The sequence below is a fragment of the Emticicia sp. 21SJ11W-3 genome (assembly GCF_024138715.1).
Lineage (GTDB): Bacteria > Bacteroidota > Bacteroidia > Cytophagales > Spirosomataceae > Emticicia > Emticicia fluvialis.
This window is the reverse complement of record NZ_CP092074.1, coordinates 3,472,801-3,489,056: the sequence shown is the minus strand read 5'-3', so window position 1 is coordinate 3,489,056 and position 16,256 is coordinate 3,472,801. Positions and strand designations below refer to the sequence as shown.

Below are 16,256 nucleotides of genomic sequence, written 5' to 3'. Positions count from 1 at the left end.
CAAAAGCGGGTTTTAAAGTGTTGGATTTTTTGATTATTCAGGCTAATCAGACTAAATGCGCGGCTCTAAACGAAACTGCCGATAGTAGATATACGCAACTCAATTCTACTTAGTCAATTTCATTATCCGGGTTCTGCTAATAGTCACTCCTTCGTTCAGTACAAAGATAGCGGTTTAGGTTTTCATCCCCTCAGGCTGGCTGCCCAAACATGGCCACCCCTTGCTGATAACTACTTTACATCGGGTTTTGTAGTGCATCTCTCAAATATCCGGCAGTTACACCTTTTAGGTTTTTGTAAACCGGTTATATGCCATGCCACAAATGGGCATCAGGTATTGCGCCGACTAAGATTTTTATGGCTTTTGTTTTTGCAACATTATTGCAAAAACAAAAATCATGTGTACATTTGCAACAATATTGCAAAACAAGAATTTTGAATTTACACAAAACTTAATCATTAATGAAACCTGAACATTTACTCTTTTTTACCTTGTTTTTTTTGGGAGCCACTTTTAGCAGCCGGGCGCAAAGCCAGATAAAAGGGCTGGTGAAATATGAAGACCAGACTTCCGCAGCCGGTGTTACTGTCAATCTGGAGGTCGGGGCGGCTAAAAAGGGATCACTCACCAATAGTAAGGGGGAGTTTATTTTTGAAAACCTGCCCAACGGAAAATTTAAACTGGTGTTCAGTTCAATTGGGTACGATACCCAAATAGTGGAAGGTACCCTCAGCAATGCAAACAAAACCTTTAACGTGCTGCTTTTGCCGGCTGCCAACCAGTTACAGGATGTTGAAATTGTAGGGCGCGCCAGAAAAGACTATACCAGCGATTACAGCTTCTCGGCTACAAAAATTGCCATAAAAAATAAAGAGCTGCCGCAGGCCATGAGTACGGTTACCAAAGAACTGATAGCCGACAGACAGGCTTTTCAATTGGCTGATGCCGTTAAAATTGCCAGCGGGGTTATTCCGTCCAGTTATTATAACCAGTATAATATAAGAGGTATAAGCCAGAACGAAGAAGGCCAGATTATCAACGGTATGCGCACCAGACAATATTATTTTTTACAACCACTAACTACCAATATAGAGCGGGTAGAGGTTCTGAAAGGCCCTGCGTCGGTTACGTTTTCGAGTGTTGACCCCGGTGGCAGTATTAATATGATAACCAAAAAGCCACTGACAGAGAAAAGAAGAGAGGTAAGCCTGAGTGCAGGTAGTTTCAGCACGCTTCGCGGAACGCTTGATTTCACCGGCCCGCTCAATGAATCAAAAACCTTGCTTTACCGCCTGAATGCGGCCTATCAGGAGGCTGGTTCCTTCCGCGATTTAATCGGCAATAAATCAGTGCTTGTTTCGCCTTCTTTCAGCTATATTCCCAACAGCAGAACCGCCATTAATACGGAGCTGATTTTCAGCAACATGATTGGCAACCTGGACAGAGGCCAGCCGATTTTTGGCGCCGTAGCCGGTAAAACAAATCTCAATAGCACGCCTATAAGCCTTAATCTGGGTGCACCTAACGACTTCTTTAAATCGAAAGAACTGATTCTGACCGCTAATCTTTCACATAAATTTAGTCAGCATATCAGTTTTAATGCGGCTTATATGAAACAAACCTGGACAGAAGACCTCCAGGAACACCGCACTACCAACGCTTTTGCTACCGATATCAGCGGGGCACCCGTTACCAGTCTGGTTATGATGCAACTGCTGCAGCGCAAACAGCACTGGAACACCGATAACCTGAATGCGTACTTTAATTTCAATTTTGACCTCGGCAAAACCACGCACAAACTGGTGTTAGGCTATGACCTGCAAAACTGGTATAAACTGAAGGGCGGCGGCCAGAATTCGGCCCGAGGGTTTCTGCTCAAAGACGGTACCACAAGCAATAGCTTTGTGGTAGCCAATGCAGCCAATTATCAGACTACTACCATAGACGGCAAAACCCTGCCTAAACCCAACGTTAATTATTTCGACCTCAACAATCCGGTTTATACCATCAGAAACCTGAACGATTACGTTATGAACGTTCGTACGGCGTTTCCGGCGGCACTTACAAGCACAAATGCCCTTTATGCGCAGGAACAAATAAAGGCCGGTAAGTTTGCGGCCCTGCTTAGCCTCAGAAACGAGTGGTTTCAAGACATAACCAACTACAATGCACCCAAAGAAGCTTCATTTAAAAACACGGCTTTAATACCGCGTGTGGGTTTAACTTATGAGCTAAGCAGCAGCGTAAACATATACGCTACGTATCTTAAAGGGTATCAGCCGCAGTCTAACACGGTTACGTTAATGCCCAGCACCGGTAATTACTTCGGAACCGACAAGTCGGCAGCTCAGTTTAAACCGCTGATAAGCGACCTGAAAGAACTCGGAGTAAAATCTACACTAGGGGGGAGCCTGTTTACTTTAAGTGCAGCTGTTTATGAAATTAACCAGAAAAACATTCTGATGAATGCCAATGACCCTGCCAACCCCGACCTGCTGGTGCAACGTGGCGCCGACCGCAGCCGTGGTTTTGAGACCGATGTGGCGGGGTATATCCTTCCACAATGGCAAATCAATGCTTCTTATAGTTTTATAGATGCAGTAATAAGAATGGACAAAGACGAAAAACTTATCGGCCAGCGCAAAGAGAATACTCCGCGCCATAGCGGTAACTTATGGACCCGCTTCAATTTCGGCAGTACATCGGCGCTGAAAGACCTGGGCGTGGGCCTTGGGTTGCAGGCACAAAGTAGCCGTATCCCGTGGTTCAGCAGGGCTTTTGAAGTGCCTGGTTTTGCTACCGTTGATGCCGCCGTTTATTATAAGCCAGCCAGAAGTAATATTCAGGTGGCCCTTAACCTCAACAACGTTTTTGATAAAACCTACTGGATAGGCGCCCAAAATTACACACGTTTGTTTCCGGGGGCACCCAGAAACTTCATGTTAACGGCAACTTATGCTTTTTGATACACGCGCAAATGCAATGTCACCGAATCCGGACTTGCTGAAAAATCTATAAATTATGCGATACCCCATTATAAAAATACTCTCGGCGCAGGTCTGGAAGAGCACCATAAAAAACCGGAGCACGATTATTCTGATTGCTATTTTTAACTGTATGCTGCTGGCCGCCCTGTTGTCGGGCTACAGCCACATGCACAAGCAGCAAACAGAGGTAAATGATTTTAGCCACGAGGTGCGCGAACGCTGGGAAAACAACCCCGACAAACACCCGCACCGGATGGCCCACTACGGCTACGTGGTTTTCAGACAGAAATTTCCCTTGAGTTTCTTCGACCCCGGCATGGACAGTTACCTGGGCAATGCCGTTTTTTTAGAAGCGCACCGCCAGAACACCGTCAATTTCTCTGAAGCCAGCCTTTCAAATGGTTTGTTGAGGTTCGGCGAAATTTCAGCCGGTCTTATTCTGCAAATGTTGCTGCCTCTTTTATTGTTTTTCTGGGGCTTTGACCTGATTGCCCGCGAACGTGAAAACGGCACATTACGCATTTTATTAACGCAGGGCATCAGTTGGCCCGAGCTTGTAACAGGTAAGGCGCTGGGGCTATTTGGCTTGTCATTGTGCGTGCTTGTGCCTGCTTTTGTGGCTGGCGGGCTGCTGTTGATTAGCAATGAGCAAACGTGGCAATCGCCGCAGGCGGTGTGGCGTTTTGTAGTGTTGGGTTTTGGCTATGCCGTTTATTGCTTTATTATTGCTTTACTGGCAGTTTATGTGTCTGCCAAAAGCAAAAATACCAAGTCGGCACTGATAAAGCTGATAGGTGTCTGGTTGTTATTTACACTTATACTGCCAAAGGTGTCGCAGGTGGCCGGGCAGAATCTGTTTCCTTCGCCTTCCAAGATAGCGTTTGATACGGCCGTTGAAGCAGAGCTGATAAAACACGGAGACAGCCATAATCCGAACGACCCTCATTATAAAGCGCTGAAAGACTCGTTGCTGACATCCTATGGGGTAGACTCAACTCATAAGCTGCCATTTAATTACAGCGGATACGTCATGCGTGAAGGCGAACGCCTCAGTGCCGAAACCTACGGCAGGCATCAGGCGCAACTGGTTGGTATTTATGAAAAACAACAGAATGCGGTGCGTATAACGGCCTTGTTTAACCCATTTATAGCTATTAAAAATCTTTCAATGGCGCTGGCAGGTACAGACTATGCCACTTATAACGATTTCCAGAATCAGGTTGAAGCCTACCGGTATAAAATGGCACAAACGCTTAACGAGCTACAGATAAAGCACATTAGCAACAAGGTTAAGAGTTCTGCCGATAAAAGAGCCATCATCAGCCATGAGTATTGGGAAGAATTTCCGGATTTTGCGCATAGATTCCCTCCGTTTGCCAGGGTTTTCAGCAACGAAATCATTTCAGTTTTATCAATCCTTTTATGGGCGGCAGGTTTATTTCTGCTCATAAAAATCAGTTCAAAACACTTTAAAGCCTTTTGATATGACAGCCCTACTAATAAAGAACTTTTTACGGTCCAGAGGCTTTATCACCGGTCTTTTTATATTATTTGCCTCAGGTTTGCTTAGTTTGTATATAGGAAAGCATTTTCTGGAACGAAACCGCGAAATCATTGAGAAAACCGCTCATTATCAGCAGGAAAACATTGACCGTTACGTGCAGAACGTTAACAAAGAAATGGGCTTGCTGCTTTACTATGTCCGTTTCGGGCTGGCCAACTCAGGCACGCAGTTGTCGGGGCTATCTGTGGGGCAGCGAGACATCAACCCGGCTGTAATGAGCGTAACCATCAGAAGCCTTCAGGAACAAAAGTATAATACCGACCTGATGAACCCCATGTACCAGCTGATTGGTAATCTTGATTTCAGCTTTGTACTCATATATCTGTTTCCGCTTATTATTATCGCATTTGGTTTCAATCTGATATCGGAAGAAAAAGAAGAAGGCACCTGGAGCCTGGTGCTGAGCCAGACGGCTTCACCCGCAAAGCTACTCCGTGCCAAATTGGGTATCCGCTATGCCAGTGTGCTGCTGGTGCTATTGCTGCTGTTTCTGGTAGCGTGGTTCTATTTATCTATACCGCCCGATGCCGCTTTTGGCGCTTTTATTGTCAGTGCGGTGCTATATGTCAGCTTCTGGTTTTGTCTGGTCTGGCTGGTGGTATCTTTTCAAAAAAATTCTAGTCAGAATGCGCTCATGCTGCTTATCTCATGGGTATTACTTACCATCGTTATCCCGGCATCTGTCAATGCAGCTATTGCCAACCTTTATCCGGTGCCGGAGGCTTTCAGCACCGTTCTTGAAAGCCGCGACGGTTACCATACCCAATGGGACAAACCCAAAGAACCTACCATTGCAAAGTTTCACAGGCATTATCCGCAATTCAGTAACTACACCCACCCGGCCGGTGCCGACTACAGCTGGCTTTGGTATTATGCCATGCAACAAATGGGAGACGACGAGTCGGCCACACAGGTGGCAGCTTTGAAAGAAAAACTACAGAAACGCAATAATGCAGGTCTGGCTGTAAGCTGGTTTGTGCCTACTATTCATACCCAGTTGATGCTCAATTCACTGAGTTTGTCTGACATGAAAAACTATATGAATTTCGCCGACAAACTGGAGCAATTTCACGAACGCAGAAAATTGTACTTCTACCCGAAGATTTTCAACAACGAGCCAGTGCTAAAGCAAAACTGGCAGGTTTTTAAGTTAGAGTACTTTCATGACCAGGTAAATGTAAAGTGGGCAAATGTGCTGTTGCCTTTATTGATTGCCGCCGGGCTTTGCCTGCTGTGGGCGCAAAGAAATTTTAAAAAATTGTATTCAAATAATCATTCTCTGTAAACAAAGATATCCATGCTAACTGCAACCAACTTAACCAGAAAATATGGTGAGCATACAGCCCTCAATCAGCTCAATCTAACTATTTTACCTGGCGAGGTTTTTGCTCTGCTGGGGCAGAATGGCGCTGGTAAAACCACCACCATTAATTGTTTTTTAGGGTTTATTGAACCCACCTCGGGCGAGGCCTTCATTAACGGAAAGTCGGTTGTGGGCCATGCAACAGAAACCAAAAAAGACCTGGCCTACATACCCGAAACCGTAATGCTGTATGCTAACCTGACGGGCATAGAAAACCTGAGCTTTTTTTCTTCTCTGGCGGGGTTCAGCTATTCAAAAGAGCAACTCGGTACTTTTTTAAGTAAAGCCGGTTTGCAGCAAACCGCTCATGAACAAAGGGTAGGGGGGTATTCTAAAGGAATGCGCCAAAAAGTAGGTATAGCCATTGCTATTGCCAAAAAAGCCAAAGTTTTATTGTTAGACGAGCCCACCAGTGGCCTGGACCCCAAAGCCTCGAACGAATTTTCAGAGATACTAAAAGAACTCTCGCAAAGCGGCACGGCTATTCTGATGGCCACGCACGATATTTTCAGAGCCAAAGAAGTAGCCAGCAGAATTGGTATCATGAAAGAAGGTAACCTGGTGTCGGTCATCAATGCCGCCGACATAACCGCCAACGAGCTTGAAAAGCTTTATCTGCAAACGGTTTAACATCAACAGGGTCAGAAATTAATCAAAAAGCACGAAGTAACACGTGCTTTTTGATTAACCAGCCAAACCATTCGGGTTTTATTATTAAAAAGGCAGTTTTGCTCTTCCTTTCAATTTCTTCTGAAATGCCTCCGGGGTGTCTGTTCCTCTTATATCCAACCGCTGTAATTCATATACATCCTTCATAAATCTGTTCAGTCTGTTGCCAATTCTGAAAGCGGCAACAACGCCCGTATTTTGAATCCGGGCTTTCATTTGCTTCAGTACGGTTCGGTTTTTAGGCCTTTTTCCGTAAGGATAAGCAAATACCGGCAAAAACGATAAGCCATTGTCTTTAAAAAAGCCCATGTTCTGTTGCAGGTCTGTGGTTATTTCGTCTAAGCTCAAGGCCTGATAACTCTGATGCAAATGCGAGTGCAAGCCAAAGGAAACAAGTGCTTCGTCAAGCGATTTTAGCTGGTCGAGATTCATTAAATCATCAGCTTTATGGTCCCAGCTGCTTGTTTGGCCTATGTAGGCGGTAGGCAGAAAAATAGTGGCCGGGGCTTTGTATTTTTGAAGCAAAGGGTATGCATAATGCAGATTATTAAGGTATCCGTCATCAAATGTAATAAAAACCGGTTTGGCAGGTAAGGCTTCGCCGGTGGTTACATAGGTAAGCAGGCGTTGCATAGGCAAAATATGGTAGCCATTGGCCTGCAGGTATTGCAGGTGCGCTTCCAGCTGGGTTGTAGTTACGGTCAGTTCGTCGGCGTGTTCAGGCGATACCTTGTGATACATTAATACCGGAATACCTCTGCCAGAGGCATCAAGTAGGTAAAGCCAGAGGGCGCCTGCTATCAGCAGGGCAATAAAAATAGATAACATCAGTATCTGGATTTAAAATTGTTCTGATTAATTTCATGAAGTTTGATGTACTTCATGGTAGACCCGAATGCCTGCCCGAAAGACCACACAAAACCACGGTAACCGTTCAGAAAGTTTAATCTGAACAGATATTCTATAAAAAATTTCAACGGAAACTTGATGATGATGTTGAATACCGAGACTTTTTTCTCTGCCCGGTGCAATTCAACAGCTCCTTTGGTGGTGTAGTTGTTTATTTTGTTCAGGAAATCGGTTACATCGGCATAGCTGTTATGCAACACATGGTTTTTAAGTGAGCCTCTTTTGCCGTTCAGAATCACATCTTCATGTATCTCCTTATCGTTATAGTTGCCGTGTTTACGGTTAAATAATCTCAGGTGCGGCATTTTGTATTCGCGCCCATAACGCAGGGGTTTACCCAGAAATATCAACGTATTGGGTATCATGTAGCCCTCAAAGCTGGCGTTCTGAAAAACATCAAGAATTTCTTCCCGCAGCTCGTCACTCACTACCTCGTCAGAGTCCACAATAAAAACCCAGTCGTTTTTAGCTTTCGAAACCGCATAGGCTTTTTGTTTTCCGAAGTTGTCAAATTTCCGATATAAGAAATTGGCCTCATATTTACGTGCAATCGATTCGGTTTCATCGGTGCTGCCGCAATCAAGCACCAGCAGTTCGTCGGCCCAGTCTGCAACAGATTTTAATACGCTATCCAGAGTCCGCTGGTTATTAAGGGTCAGGGTAACAATAGACAAAGGAATTTTAGTGGTTTTCTTCTGCATTTTTACAATTACATTTAGGATTGGACATAAGCTCGTATTTTTTAAGGGGTACACAGCCGCCCTGTCTTTAAAAAAAAGACAGACACGTAAACACTGAAATACGGATACAGAGTAAAGCCCTTATCAGAGGCAATAAGGCGAGCATAAGCATGGGTTGTTTGTAAACAACTGCAATTTTAAGCCGGTATTATTGCTGATAAGTAATTTGTAAACAAACCGATAAAACTGTTTTTCAGGCAGGATTAATACAGATGTTTAGAGGTAAAAGCAGAAAATGGCTGTGCCTGATGGCTAAGGCAGATGTGGTGATGGTTAGGTTTTTCATTGTACGTTTAAATAATAGAATTAGTAATAATACCAGACAAAATTAATGCACCGAATTGAATTTGTCTAAGAAAAATTATTAATAATTTCTTAATAATTTGTAGGTACAAGGGCTTGCGTTTTATCTGGTAAAACGGCCGGCATGGCATAACCAAAGGCCTGCAGTTTTATGATTAGAAAAATTTAGAGAAGCATCTATAGCCCGGCTGCCATGGGTATAAAAATGACCCTGCCTTTACGAAAACGAAATGACTATTTTGTAAGGCTTTGCACATATAATTAAGTTTTTTGAAACCTGCTAAGCTATGGAAGCAATTGATATTCTAATACTACTACTCCGTTTTCAAATGCCTGCGAGCGGCTAAGGGAAAAATTTCTTAATTGCAGGTTGTCATCAAACAACTTCAACCCTCCGCCCACTACTACGGGTATCAGCATCAGGTGTAATTCATCTATCAGGTTATGTTGTAGCAAACTTTTTACCAGCGTGGCACTACCATAAACCAGTATATTGCCGCCCTGGGTATTTTTGAGCGCTGCCAGTTCAGTTGCCATATCTCTAATGATGTGGCTGTTGTTCCAATCGGCATTTGGCAAGGTTGCAGATACCACATATTTGGGGTAGTGGTTCATTCTGTCGGCAAAATCGTTGCCGGTTTGGGTAGGCCAGTAGTTCCTGAACCCGCTGTAAGTATTTTTGCCAAGCAAAAGTGAGTCAACACTTTTTAGCTCGTCCATTTTATACTTTCCACCTTCCGGGCTTCTGTAGCGGGCCTGCCAGCCACCATGCGGGTGCGCGGTTTCATCACCTCCGGGGGCTTCCACAACGCCATCAAGCGTTATAAACTCAGTAACTATAATTTTTCGCATAGGTTTTTATTGGTAAATATAGCAGAGATTTCGCGTTTTGACAGGGGGGAGGATAGACAATCTGAGGGGGTGAAAGCGACCCGGCTATGTGCTGTGGTTAAAATTAAATGCCCCTCTGCGGCAACAGTAGTTGCTGAACAACAGAGGGGCAGGTAAGTGCTTAATCATTCTGGTAGTTAATCATCCAGTTAATGCCAAATTTATCTGTAAATGACCCAAAGTAAGCCCCAAAGAACATATCTTCTAAAGGCATGGAGACTACGCCACCTGCCGATAGTTCATCAAATATCCGTTTGGCTTCTTCTCTGGTGTCTGGTTCAATGCTGATGTGCATATTGTTGCCCAGTGTTAGAGTAAAACCCATTTCTTTGGGTGCGTCGGTAGCCATTAGTATATGATGGGCGGTAATGGGTAATTCTACATGCAGAATCATATTTTTTACGGCATCTGCTACAGGTGGGTTACCTGGCACAGCCGGAATATCGCCAAACCTCTGAATGCCTTTGCCGACAAAATCAGTTCTGAAAACAGATTTATAAAACAAAAAAGCTTCTTCTGTATTACCAGCAAAGTTAAGGTACGTGCAAACCCTTGCCTTATTGTTGGTTTTGTTTTGCCGGCGTAGCATAAACTGTGCCTCCAGGTATTGGTCAAGGTTTTCCAGTGCCATACTGAAACCCTCCTTAAAGCCCATTTCTATCACTTTTTCCAGGTCTGAGAGGCTATTATAGCGGGCATTAATGGTTACAAAAGTGGTGCTGCCGGTTTGTTTAAAATCGTTGTTCCAGTACGTTCTGGGTAAGTTAGGGTCTATGGTTCCGTTTTCGTCACTGAACGCATCCATGCAAGAAAAACCTTTCTGTGTTTCAATGGTCAGGTAGTCGTTTACGCCCCAGTGTTTTTCGCCTTTCGGGCTTATCATGGCATAATGCCAGCGCCCACCTTCTCTGAAATTCATCGACTTCGTTTCTGTCCTGTAAGGTTTGGGCGCCCACCATTGGTCTAGTATTGCGGGGTTGGTCCAGGCCTCCCACACCAGGTCCAGGTCGGCGGCAAATTCGCGTTTTACTTCAACTGTATTGTTTTCTTTGTTTACTGTAAAATCAAATATCAGGTTTTGTCTCATTATTCTTCAAATTTTGTATAGTTAAAAATATCTTTTCAAGTTGTTTTTTCATTTATCTGTTGCGTTTTTTTCTGTAATTCTAATTTTACAAATCTCACCGCCTTTTCTGTGGCCATTTCAATTAAGCTCTTTTTTAGCTGCGTATGCGCTATAACCGTTATCAGGATACTAGAAAAAAACAGAAGACAGATTCTAAGCACTTTTTCAGATTCAAAGTTATGTACGAAACCGAACGGTTGCAAATTTATGTGCAACTAATTGGTTTCGCAAATTATTTTTAATTTTTTTAAATTACCTTATAATGGGGCGTAACCGAATTGGCTAGTTGGCAGTGTTTATTTTTTGAAGATACAAATCAGTATAAATTCTAGCGGCATCTTGTATATCAAGGCCTTTGCTGCGCAGTATTTCAATGTTTTGTTGTTTCGGGGCTTCTCTTTTAATATTAAAAAGAACTTCCGCCCATTCCTCAGGGGTGTCACTCAAGCTTAGCTTTTTAACCAGAGAGACACCCATGTCTACATCGGCTGGTACATTATCAGAAATAAGGGCTGGCAAACCTATACACTGGCTTTCAATCAGCACCATAGGCAATCCTTCATACAAAGAGGGCATTAGCATTACATCGGCACCGGCCATTAGTTGTGGTACATCATCTCTTATCCCAAGCATAGTTACGTTACCAGACAGCCCGAGCCTTGAAACCTCGTTTCTAATAAAAGAGTCTAAGGTACCCTGGCCTATAATAAAGAAATGGAAATCGATTTTTTTGTTTTTTAGAACATACATTATCTGTAAAGAAAACGCGTGATTTTTAACATTCTCAAGTCTGCCAATTTGAACATATATTCTACTATTACTACCTGGTAGAAATGTTTCACGCAAAAAATCTTTATGGGTTTTACCGGTTTCAAAGTACTGGTCTATATCGATAGAGTTATACAGAACAAGAGCTTTTTTGTTTTCAGGAAATAAAAATTCTGCGGCTTCAGTACTACAAGCAATCGCGTTTGTTGAATACTTTTTGATTAGAAAAATGGATAATTGCTGATAAATTCTGTTGGCCAGAGAATTATCTGATGCATTAGTAATACTGTGCGAATGAGCAATTCTGATTGGCACACCGGCAAGATTGGCTGCCAGAAAACAAAATCCGATATTAAGCAGCGTATGCGCATGAATTACCTGATATTGTGAATTGTGCTTAAGAAACCGGTATAAGCTGTAAATGCGCTTAAAACTATTCCCCTCCACAATCCTAAAAATTTTACCACCCAGGCTTAGTATTTCTTCATCATAATCACAGGCTTTTGCTTTAAAGTAAATAAAATCAAACTGTATTCTGGTTCGGTCTATATTTCTGTAAATATTCATTACCATTGTTTCTGCACCAGCTCTGTCCATTCCACCTATTACGTGTAGTATTCTTATCATATTATTGCCTTTTTTAATCTGGTTATTGTTGCTGTAAAACCCATACGGCTGCCGATTTTAATAGTTAAAGGCAAAAGTAACAAATATTTATTTTCAAACTGTTGTGGGCGGGCTACTTTGCACGGCACAGCCGAGTGTCTGATTCTTAACCATTTACGCCTGGCAATAGCAAAAAACCATTTAGCAAGCATTAAAAATACGTTTACCGGGTTTGAAATCTTTGGCTTTATGCTTAGTTTTCGGTCAGAAAGTATTACAGCCCATGTTAGCAGAATTATATTACCCGCCATCATTAGAACCCGCAGACCTGGATGCACATCTGGAAGACGGTTGGTTCAGAATGGGGCAGGCTATCTTTACCACCAGTTTCCTGAAATTTAAAGATATTATTTATAGTGCTATCTGGCTAAGAATCAACCTTCGCTCTTTCAGTGAATCATCTACTCAAAAAAAACTCAGGAAACTTAACTCCGGATTCAATGTAATTATACGTGAGGCCTTTATTGACGAAACCAAAGAAGACCTCTTTGCCCGGTATCAGAGCCACGTAGCTTTTGACACCGCCCCCAACCTGCAACAGTTACTTTTCGGCTACGGCGATAATGACATCTATGAAACCCTTGAGATTTGCATTTATGATGATTCAAAGCTGATAGCCTGTGGTTTTTTTGACCTGGGCGAGAAAACATCGGCGGGGATTTCATGTTTTTACGACCCCGAATACAAAAAGCATAGCCTGGGCAAATACCTGATGTTTCTGAAAATGGAATTTTCGAAAAGGCATGGGCTACAATATTTTTATCTGGGTTATTTTGCCCCCGGTTATCCGTTGTTTGATTACAAGCTGGGCTTATCAAAAGACAATCTCGAATTCATGGATCAGGCCACCGAACAATGGCTGCCCATAGAGCAATTCAGTTATGATGCCATACCGCTGGACATCATGAAGCAAAAACTGCACGAACTCCAAATGGCGCTGTCGCAAGAGTCTGTCAATAGTGCATTTCAGTATTATGAGTTTTTTGATGCCGATTTAATCAACACCCTTAATGGTCTTCGGCTTTTCGATTTCCCCGTGTTTTTGTTCTGCTTTGGTATCAGCACTGCAAACCCGATAGTGGTTTATGACCACCGCGACGCCAGATATCATTTGCTTACCTACCATTGTATTTACGAAACCATGTTTGAGCAAAAAGACCTGAGCCGCTTTAATACACATTTATTGCAGACCTCAAAAGTGCTGTTTTCAACTGCCTCGGTTCAGACCATGATAAAGGTAATTAGCACCGCTTTGCGCAAAAACATAACCGGCGAATTTTATATTTTTGAGCTGGTAATGAAAGGTATCGCCTGAAAACAGCCATGAAAGCCAACGCCGATTACAGCACGCGGAGTAGTCCATCTACCGCATTATAAAGTAATAGTAACTGAGGTAAAGATATTGTTAATAATTGCCCCCTGCCTGGCCGGAAAGCACTTATTAGGCGTATATTTACAACCGGATTTTTTACTAAACTCACCCTAACACTTCTAAAGCCTATATGGAAACCAGAAGAGAATTTATTCAGAAAGCAGCCGTTCTGGCCAGCGGTACGGGTCTGGCAGGTATGTTGCCCCCGGTTATTCAAAAAGCCCTGGCCATTGACCCCAAAACAGGAAGCACCTATTTAGATGCCGAACACGTAGTGATTCTGATGCAGGAAAACCGCTCTTTCGACCACTCATACGGTACACTTCAGGGCGTGCGTGGCTTTAATGACCCTCGCGCCATAACCCTGCCCAATAAAAATAAAGTATGGTTGCAACCCAATTCAGCAGGGCAGACCTTTGCGCCGTTCAGACTAGACCTGAAAGATACCAAAGCTACCTGGATGAGCTCTTTACCGCACTCCTGGGAAAACCAGGTTGATGCCCGCAACGAAGGTAAGTACGATAAATGGCTGGATGTGAAGCAGTCGGGCAACAAAGACTTCAAGAAAATGCCACTTACAATGGGGTATTATAACCGCGAGGATATCCCGTTTTATTATGCCCTGGCCGATGCCTTTACCGTTTGTGACCAGAACTTCTGCTCGTCGCTCACGGGTACTACACCAAACCGGCTGTACTTATGGACGGGAACCATCAGAGAAGAGCAAAACGAAAACGCAAAGGCTAATGTAAAAAACGAAGACGTTGATTATGACAGATGGGCAAAATGGAAAACCTTCCCCGAGCGGCTGGAAGAAAACAATGTATCGTGGAAAATTTACCAGAACGAACTAAGCATTGACACCGGTTTTGAGGGTGAAGAAGACTCATGGCTGGCCAATTTTACCGATAACCCTATTGAGTGGTTTGAGCAATACCATGTAAAATTCTCGCCCGAGTACCGCCAGTATCTGCAAAAAGTAGCGAAAGAATTACCGGGTATGATTGAGACCCTGAAAACCAAAATAGCAGGGCTAAGCGCCGGAGGCAATGAATACAACACCGCTAAAAAAGAACTGGCACAGAAAGAAGCGTACCTGGCAATAGCTCTCAATGACCTGGAAGAATTTAAGCCTGAGAATTTCGAAAAACTGTCAGAGTTCCATAAAAATATCCATAAAAAAGCCTTTACCAATAATCGTAAAGACCCTGATTACCATAAACTGACCACCCTTGAGTATGAAGACAACGGCGTGCAGCGCAAACTGCAGGTGCCCAAGGGAGATGTATTGCATCAGTTCAGAGAAGATGTAAATACCGGAAAACTCCCTACCGTGTCGTGGATAGTGGCGCCTGAGAAATTCTCAGACCACCCGGGTGCACCCTGGTTTGGGGCCTGGTATCTATCAGAGGTGATGGAGATTCTTACCAAAAATCCGGAGGTCTGGAAGAAAACCGTTTTCATATTAACGTATGACGAAAACGACGGGTATTTTGACCACGTGCCGCCGTTTGTACCACCGAATCCGCATAAACCCGGTACCGGTAAAGTTTCAGCCGGTATTGATGCCGGGGTAGAACAGGTAAGTCTGGCTCAGGAGCTGAAACGCAAACGTGCCAACCCCGAGCGCGACTCGCGCGCCAGCCCGATTGGTTTGGGTTTCCGGGTGCCAATGGTGATAGCCTCGCCCTGGAGCCGCGGGGGTAATGTGTGTTCGGAAGTGTTTGACCACACGTCGGTGCTACAGTTTCTGGAGAAATTTCTGAAACATAAAACCGGAAAAGAAATATCAGAAACCAACATAAGCCAATGGCGCAGAACCGTTTGTGGCGACCTGACCTCGTCTTTTGAGCCATACAACGGCGAAAAAATACAGTTACCGGCCTTTGTACAGAAAGAACCGTTCATCAAAACGGTTTATAATGCTAAATTTAAAAAGCTGCCGTCTAACTTTAAGGAGCTGAACAGTGATGAAATAGCCCAATTGAACGAAGGCAAAGACCTGGGCATTTTGCCAAAGCAAGAGCCGGGTATCAGAAAAGCCATGCCTATTCCGTATCAGTTATATGCCGAAGGCAAACTGAATGCCGATAAAAAAGCATTTGCTATTGACCTGCATGCCTCTGATGAAGTATTTGGTAAAAAGACAGACGGCGCTCCGTTTATAGTCTACGCTCCGGGCAAATATGCCGTGCGCGATGCCAGCAACCGCATAACAGGCTTTGAAAGTGTAAGAACCTGGAACTACGCATTGAAAGCGGGCGACAAACTGGCCGACCAGTGGTTATTAGAAGACTTTGAAGACGGGCAGTATCACCTCATAGCCTACGGGCCAAACGGCTACATGCGCGAGTTTAAAGGCAACGCCCAGGACCCGGACGTACAGATAAACTGTGAGTACCAGCGTGTAAAAGGCAGTCTTAAAAAACTGACAGGCAATGTAGAACTGAAAATCAGGAACAACAGCACTCAGGCAGTAACAATTGAGGTTGTCGACCAGTCATATAAAAGAGGGAATCATAGCAAAACTGTGGCTGCGGGTTCAGGTGCTACCATCGTGCTTGACCTGGCCAAAAATCATAACTGGTACGATTTCAGCGTGAAAATAAAAGGTAACACCTCATTTGAAAAACGCTATGCCGGCCACGTAGAAAACGGAAAAGCCAGCTTTACCGACCCTGCAATGGGTGGGGTGGTGTAAGGTGTTAAATGCTTTAATTATACATAAATCTCTCCTTAATTTATTTGGAGAGATTTTGTTTTTATATTTATAAAATTTTATAGGTCGCTATTAAAATATTCTCCTGAAAATGATTTGTGTAGAAAGTTTGAATATTTATTAAACCTGACTAAATTGTGATGCTTCTTAAAAAGTAGCGGAATTACCAACTTTGTGTT

General features: G+C 43.6%; 11 protein-coding genes. 6 read left to right on the top strand and 5 right to left on the bottom strand.

Annotation, left to right across the window (positions count from 1 at the left end; genetic code table 11):
* Positions 1–461: 461 nt before the first annotated feature.
* Genes MB380_RS14790 through MB380_RS14775 form a run of 4 tightly spaced genes read left to right on the top strand, consistent with a single transcriptional unit; the run spans position 462 to position 6,544 of the window.
* Positions 462–2,966, top strand: a complete 2,505-nt coding sequence (locus tag MB380_RS14790; protein ID WP_253525910.1) for a TonB-dependent siderophore receptor — start codon at positions 462–464, stop codon at positions 2,964–2,966.
* Positions 2,967–3,021: 55 nt separating this feature from the next.
* Entirely contained in the window at positions 3,022–4,470 is a 1,449-nt protein-coding gene (locus tag MB380_RS14785) for a DUF3526 domain-containing protein (protein ID WP_253525859.1), read from the top strand.
* Position 4,471: 1 nt separating this feature from the next.
* Positions 4,472–5,836: a DUF3526 domain-containing protein gene (locus MB380_RS14780; RefSeq protein WP_253525856.1), complete on the top strand. Its 1,365-nt coding sequence runs from the start codon at positions 4,472–4,474 to the stop codon at positions 5,834–5,836.
* Positions 5,837–5,848: 12 nt separating this feature from the next.
* Entirely contained in the window at positions 5,849–6,544 is a 696-nt protein-coding gene (locus tag MB380_RS14775) for an ABC transporter ATP-binding protein (RefSeq protein ID WP_253525853.1), read from the top strand.
* 84 nt (positions 6,545–6,628) lie between these two features.
* On the opposite strand, the gene MB380_RS14770 is transcribed toward MB380_RS14775, so the two are convergent.
* The 5 genes from MB380_RS14770 to MB380_RS14745 all read right to left on the bottom strand — a co-directional run bounded on the left by MB380_RS14770 (position 6,629) and on the right by MB380_RS14745 (position 11,947).
* Positions 6,629–7,411 carry a polysaccharide deacetylase family protein gene (locus MB380_RS14770; protein WP_253525850.1) on the bottom strand — a complete coding sequence of 261 codons (783 nt, stop codon included), beginning with the start codon at positions 7,409–7,411 and terminating at the stop codon, positions 6,629–6,631.
* Positions 7,411–8,193 carry a glycosyltransferase family 2 protein gene (locus tag MB380_RS14765; RefSeq protein WP_253525847.1) on the bottom strand — a complete coding sequence of 261 codons (783 nt, stop codon included), beginning with the start codon at positions 8,191–8,193 and terminating at the stop codon, positions 7,411–7,413. Before MB380_RS14765 ends, MB380_RS14770 begins: the two co-directional genes overlap by 1 nt.
* Positions 8,194–8,820: 627 nt before the next feature.
* Positions 8,821–9,387, bottom strand: a complete 567-nt coding sequence (locus MB380_RS14760; protein ID WP_253525844.1) for a dihydrofolate reductase family protein — start codon at positions 9,385–9,387, stop codon at positions 8,821–8,823.
* A 160-nt stretch (positions 9,388–9,547) separates the two neighbouring features.
* Positions 9,548–10,513 (bottom strand): SRPBCC domain-containing protein, encoded by a 966-nt coding sequence (locus MB380_RS21905; protein WP_310587331.1) that lies wholly within the window; start codon positions 10,511–10,513, stop codon positions 9,548–9,550.
* Positions 10,514–10,834: 321 nt separating this feature from the next.
* Positions 10,835–11,947 carry a glycosyltransferase gene (locus MB380_RS14745; RefSeq protein WP_253525842.1) on the bottom strand — a complete coding sequence of 371 codons (1,113 nt, stop codon included), beginning with the start codon at positions 11,945–11,947 and terminating at the stop codon, positions 10,835–10,837.
* A 262-nt stretch (positions 11,948–12,209) separates the two neighbouring features.
* Between MB380_RS14745 and MB380_RS14740 the strand changes: the two genes are divergently transcribed.
* The gene (locus MB380_RS14740; protein ID WP_253525840.1) at positions 12,210–13,301 is read left to right on the top strand and encodes a GNAT family N-acetyltransferase; all 1,092 of its coding nucleotides are present in this window, start codon (positions 12,210–12,212) and stop codon (positions 13,299–13,301) included.
* Positions 13,302–13,488: 187 nt separating this feature from the next.
* The gene (locus tag MB380_RS14735) at positions 13,489–16,059 is read left to right on the top strand and encodes a phosphocholine-specific phospholipase C (RefSeq protein ID WP_253525824.1); all 2,571 of its coding nucleotides are present in this window, start codon (positions 13,489–13,491) and stop codon (positions 16,057–16,059) included.
* The last annotated feature ends 197 nt before the right edge of the window (positions 16,060–16,256 follow it).